The sequence below is a fragment of the Sulfurovum sp. genome, from assembly GCF_041551015.1.
Lineage (GTDB): Bacteria > Campylobacterota > Campylobacteria > Campylobacterales > Sulfurovaceae > Sulfurovum.
This window is the reverse complement of sequence record NZ_JBFENQ010000141.1, coordinates 1-4288: the sequence shown is the minus strand read 5'-3', so window position 1 is coordinate 4288 and position 4288 is coordinate 1. Positions and strand designations below refer to the sequence as shown.

The window sequence follows — 4288 nt, the reverse complement described above, 5'->3', positions numbered from 1 at the left end:
TTTATTACTAAAGATACACAAATTGCTTTAGGACGTGCAGATAAACTCACTCTCTCCGGTAAGATATTGGATGAATCCAAAAAACTCATCCATAAAGAAGAAATAAATGTCTAAACATATTTTAAAACATCTCGCTATTATTATGGACGGTAATGGAAGATGGGCTAAAAAACGTGGTCTCAATCGTACCAAAGGGCATGAACAAGGAGCTGAAATAATCCGTGAGATCACTAGGTATTGTGCCAAATATCCAACAATAGAGACTGCCACTTTCTATGCTTTTAGTACAGAAAACTGGAAGCGTCCTAAATTAGAAGTTGAATTCCTTATGAAAATGCTAGATAAATATCTTAAAGATGAACTTGCAACCTATCAGGAACATAATATTCGTTTTCAGGCAATTGGAGATCTTACCTCATTTTCAAAATCTTTACAAAAACGTATCAAAGAGACCGAAGAACTGACTAAAAACAATACAAGCCTTACTCAAGTTCTTGCGCTCAATTATGGTGGGCGTGCCGAGATAACCTATGCGGTCAATACCCTTATCGAACAGGGAAAATCTCATCTTACGGAAGAAGATATATCTTCTGCTTTACAAACACCTTATAGTGATATAGATCTACTCATACGCACCAGTGGTGAAGAACGTGTTTCCAACTTTTTACTCTGGCAATTAAGTTATGCTGAGTTGTACTTTACACCAACACTTTGGCCTGACTTCACAGCCAAAGAGATGCGTGAAATTATAGAGAATTATGAACAACGTAGCAGACGTTTTGGAGGAATATAATGACAGAAACAATTTTGATAGAAATAGCCATGATCGTATTTATCTTTGGCGCAATGATAGGTTCTTTTTTAAATGTTGTCATCTACCGTATACCAAAAGGGGAAAGTATTGTCTTTCCTTCATCCAAATGCCAAAGCTGTCATAATAGTTTGAAATGGTGGCATAATATCCCTATCTTCTCATGGTTATTCTTAAGAGGAAAATGTTATTTTTGTAAAGAGAAAATATCTGCACAATACCCTGTCGTTGAATTTCTTACAGGTGTCATATTTGTTGCACTCTATTTCAAATTGGGATTAGTCTGGTATCTACCATTCATTGCTGCTTCATTTGCTGCATTGTTTGCGCTTGTGATGATTGACTTCAAATATATGGCAGTACCTGACAATGTCAACTTTGCTGCACTTATTTTTGCTCTTGTTCAACCTGAATTTCTGATGGCACTTCTCTATGCAAGTATTGCAGCAGGCGGACTTTACCTTATAGGCTTACTCTCTTCACTCATTGCCAGAAAACAGGCTATGGGTGGTGCAGATGTCATCGTAGCTGGAACCATGGGTGCTCTCCTTGGATTTCCAAACTTTTTTGTCGCACTCTTTCTATCAGCGCTTCTAGCGATGATACCTGCACTCATTTGGAGGGAAAAAGGAGTACCTTTTGTTCCTTTCTTGGCCTTAGCTACATTTATTGTATACCTCTATGATACACAAGCTACACAACTTTTGGAAATGATTATCTATGGTTAATGTAAGAGGCTATATATCATCAAACTTTACAAAGTCATTTCTGACGATATTTCTGCCATTTTTCATTATTATATCTCTCGTATTTTTAGTGAGAATATCTGCACTGACCTCTAAAATACAGATTGATGTTGGAGAATTGATCTTACTTTACAGTTATTCTATACCAGAGATTATTTTTTATACGCTACCCCTCTCTTTTATTGCTGCATTGGCTACTGTACTCATTAATCTTTCCCAAGGTAATGAGCTTATAGCACTCTATGCACTAGGTCTAAAATCAAAAAAGATACTCAGAAGTTTAATGCTGCTTGGTCTTCTTTTCTCTCTCCTATTGGCTACCATATCCTTACTCGCTATGCCACTGAGTAAACAATTCTATAAAGCATTCAAAGAAGAGAAAAGAAGTGAAGCAAAACTAAACATCGTTCCAGGAGAGTTAGGTCAGAAATTTGGAAACTATTATATGTATGTCAAAGAGAAAACAGATGATACTTTTCATGATATCGTCATCTATAATCGTACAAATAAAGCAGATGAACAGTTCTTTTCATCTCAAACAGGTCAAATCAACCGTGATGAAAATGTGACTTCTTTACTTTTGCATAAAGGGTATGGTTATACTTACGCAGACAAAAAACTGCAACAAGCAGAATACGAAACAGTAGAAGTTTTTGATAATTCACCAAAAAAAGGGTTTCAATTTAAAAGTGTCATATCATACTGGAGTGATGTGCAAAGCAACCAAAAGTTAATGCATAAAATGTTGTTTTTTATTTTTATAAGTCTCATCCCTTTTCTTTCAGTTTATCTTGTTGCTTCTTTTACAATGATAAACCCACGCTATCAGTCAAACCGCTCATTTGTAGTTATCTTTATCACTACACTATTCTTCTATATGATCGCGTCTTCTTTGGAAAAATGGGGAACGCCTCTACTATTGGTTATATCCGTTATGATCGTCATGATACTCGGTCAATGGCTCTTTAACAAACGTGTAGCCAAGTTCTTTTAATGGGCTGTTTATGCGTGTAAAAGCCGTCATAAGTTATGATGGAAGTCAGTATCAAGGCTTTCAAAAACAAAGATCTACAAACACGACCATTACTGCAGCCATACAAGAGGCACTTTCCTCTTTGCAGATACACTCACCAATCGTTGGAAGTGGAAGAACCGATGCTGGGGTACATGCTACAGGTCAAGTCATACACTTTGACCTACCGGAATTCTGGAATGATCTGGAAAAACTAAAACTCAATTTAAATCGAAAATTAACTGATATCTTTTTTAAACATATCTCTCTTGTACCAAATGATTTTCATGCACGATTTTCTGCTAAAAAAAGAATCTACCGATATGTATTTAAAACACAAAAACCTTCTGTATTTGAACAAAAATATGTTTCATATTATCAAGAATTCAATCCTGAGTTACTGATAAAAGCACTCAAGACATTTGAGGGGAAACATGATTTTAATTTTTTTCATAAAACAGGTACTGTTACACACACCACTGTTCGAGAAATATATCGTACAGACTATAGAGAACGAAATGGCTATCATTTTATATATTTTCAATCCAATGGATTTTTGCGTTCACAGGTACGTATAATGGTGGATGCTGCAATGCTTTGTGCCAGAGGTGATATGAGTGAGATGGAACTTCAAGAACAGTTAAACTGTCAAAAAAAACATACCACTAAACTGGCTCCTCCAGAGGGACTTTATTTGGCAAAAATTATCTATTGATGATTCTTTTTATTTTCTATCCACTTTTTTTCGTTAGAATGTCATCATATCACAAAGGAAACATACGTTGAAGAAACTCTTTCTTTTTACTGCCTTATCACTGTTCTCTTCCGCCAATAGCGAAATGGAAGCCCTCTATTTAAAAAATGGTTGTAATGGGTGCCATGGAATGTATGGAGAAGGTATGGGTGCATCTCCCAGACTACAAGGAGTACGAGAGCATGTACTCCTTAGAAGACTTAAAGATTTACAAAATGGAAAGACTCGTTCTGCTTTTGGCACCATAATGATATCATTTGCCAAAGCTCTGGATGAAAATGAAACCAAACAGATGGCTAAGTATCTATCAAATTTAGAAACAAAAGTAGATGAAGATCGTTATGAGATAGAGTATGAACCCGCAGGAGATGGCGGGTCGTAATAAGAGAAAGTAAGAACTTAATGTGTAGCGATTTCCGGTTGTACCATCTCTTCTGGCATACCTTCTACTTTTAATAATTCAGGGTCTTCTTTCACTTCTATCTTTACACTTTCAGTTACTGCTTCCACTGTCGTTTGAACAGGTTTCATTTCTACTGCTGTTTTAGGATCATCTTGCACAGCTGGCACTTCTTCTTCAATTTTAATCGTTTTTGTCTTATCTGCTTCTTCTGAAACTTCTTTTGTTGCTGTAGCTTCTTCAAGTTCCTCTTTCAAGTCAAAGAGTTCATCATCCAATACTTTCACTTGTTCAACATTCATACCATATTTGTAAACAAGTTCTCCACCCTCTTCACCCTGTTCAAATATACCTGCAACAAATACGATCAGAATCAAAATATACATGGCTCTGATAATACTTTTATCTGTAAGCATAGAAAACAGTTTAAAAAGTAAGACAACCCCTGATGCTAACATCAGATATGTTCCTAAAAGTTTATGCTCACCAAGGGCTTCTTTAGCTGCTTCATTCAATGCAGGATAGGCTTCTTTTCCATCTACTAGTCCTGTCAAATATGCACCAA

The 4288-nt window shown here is 36.0% G+C and carries 5 protein-coding genes and 1 pseudogene; 5 read left to right on the top strand and 1 reads right to left on the bottom strand.

Going from position 1 to position 4288, the window contains the following annotated elements; translation table 11 throughout:
• Positions 1–106 precede the first annotated feature (106 nt).
• The 5 genes from ABZC96_RS08590 to ABZC96_RS08570 all read left to right on the top strand — a co-directional run bounded on the left by ABZC96_RS08590 (position 107) and on the right by ABZC96_RS08570 (position 3705).
• Entirely contained in the window at positions 107–793 is a 687-nt protein-coding gene (locus ABZC96_RS08590) for a di-trans,poly-cis-decaprenylcistransferase (protein WP_373030476.1), read from the top strand.
• On the top strand, positions 793–1539 hold the full coding sequence (locus tag ABZC96_RS08585; protein ID WP_373030475.1) for an A24 family peptidase: 747 nt from the start codon (positions 793–795) through the stop codon (positions 1537–1539). Before ABZC96_RS08590 ends, ABZC96_RS08585 begins: the two co-directional genes overlap by 1 nt.
• The gene (locus ABZC96_RS08580; protein WP_373030473.1) at positions 1532–2551 is read left to right on the top strand and encodes an LptF/LptG family permease; all 1020 of its coding nucleotides are present in this window, start codon (positions 1532–1534) and stop codon (positions 2549–2551) included. The genes ABZC96_RS08585 and ABZC96_RS08580 overlap by 8 nt, the downstream gene beginning before the upstream one ends.
• 10 nt (positions 2552–2561) lie before the next feature.
• A complete protein-coding gene (truA, locus tag ABZC96_RS08575; protein ID WP_373030471.1) occupies positions 2562–3284 on the top strand; it encodes a tRNA pseudouridine(38-40) synthase TruA in 723 nt (240 codons plus the stop codon).
• A 67-nt stretch (positions 3285–3351) separates the two neighbouring features.
• Positions 3352–3705 (top strand): cytochrome c, encoded by a 354-nt coding sequence (locus ABZC96_RS08570; RefSeq protein WP_373030470.1) that lies wholly within the window; start codon positions 3352–3354, stop codon positions 3703–3705.
• Positions 3706–3722: 17 nt separating this feature from the next.
• On the opposite strand, the pseudogene ABZC96_RS08565 reads toward ABZC96_RS08570, so the two are convergent.
• Positions 3723–4288: pseudogene (locus ABZC96_RS08565) on the bottom strand (hypothetical protein); the annotation flags it as partial.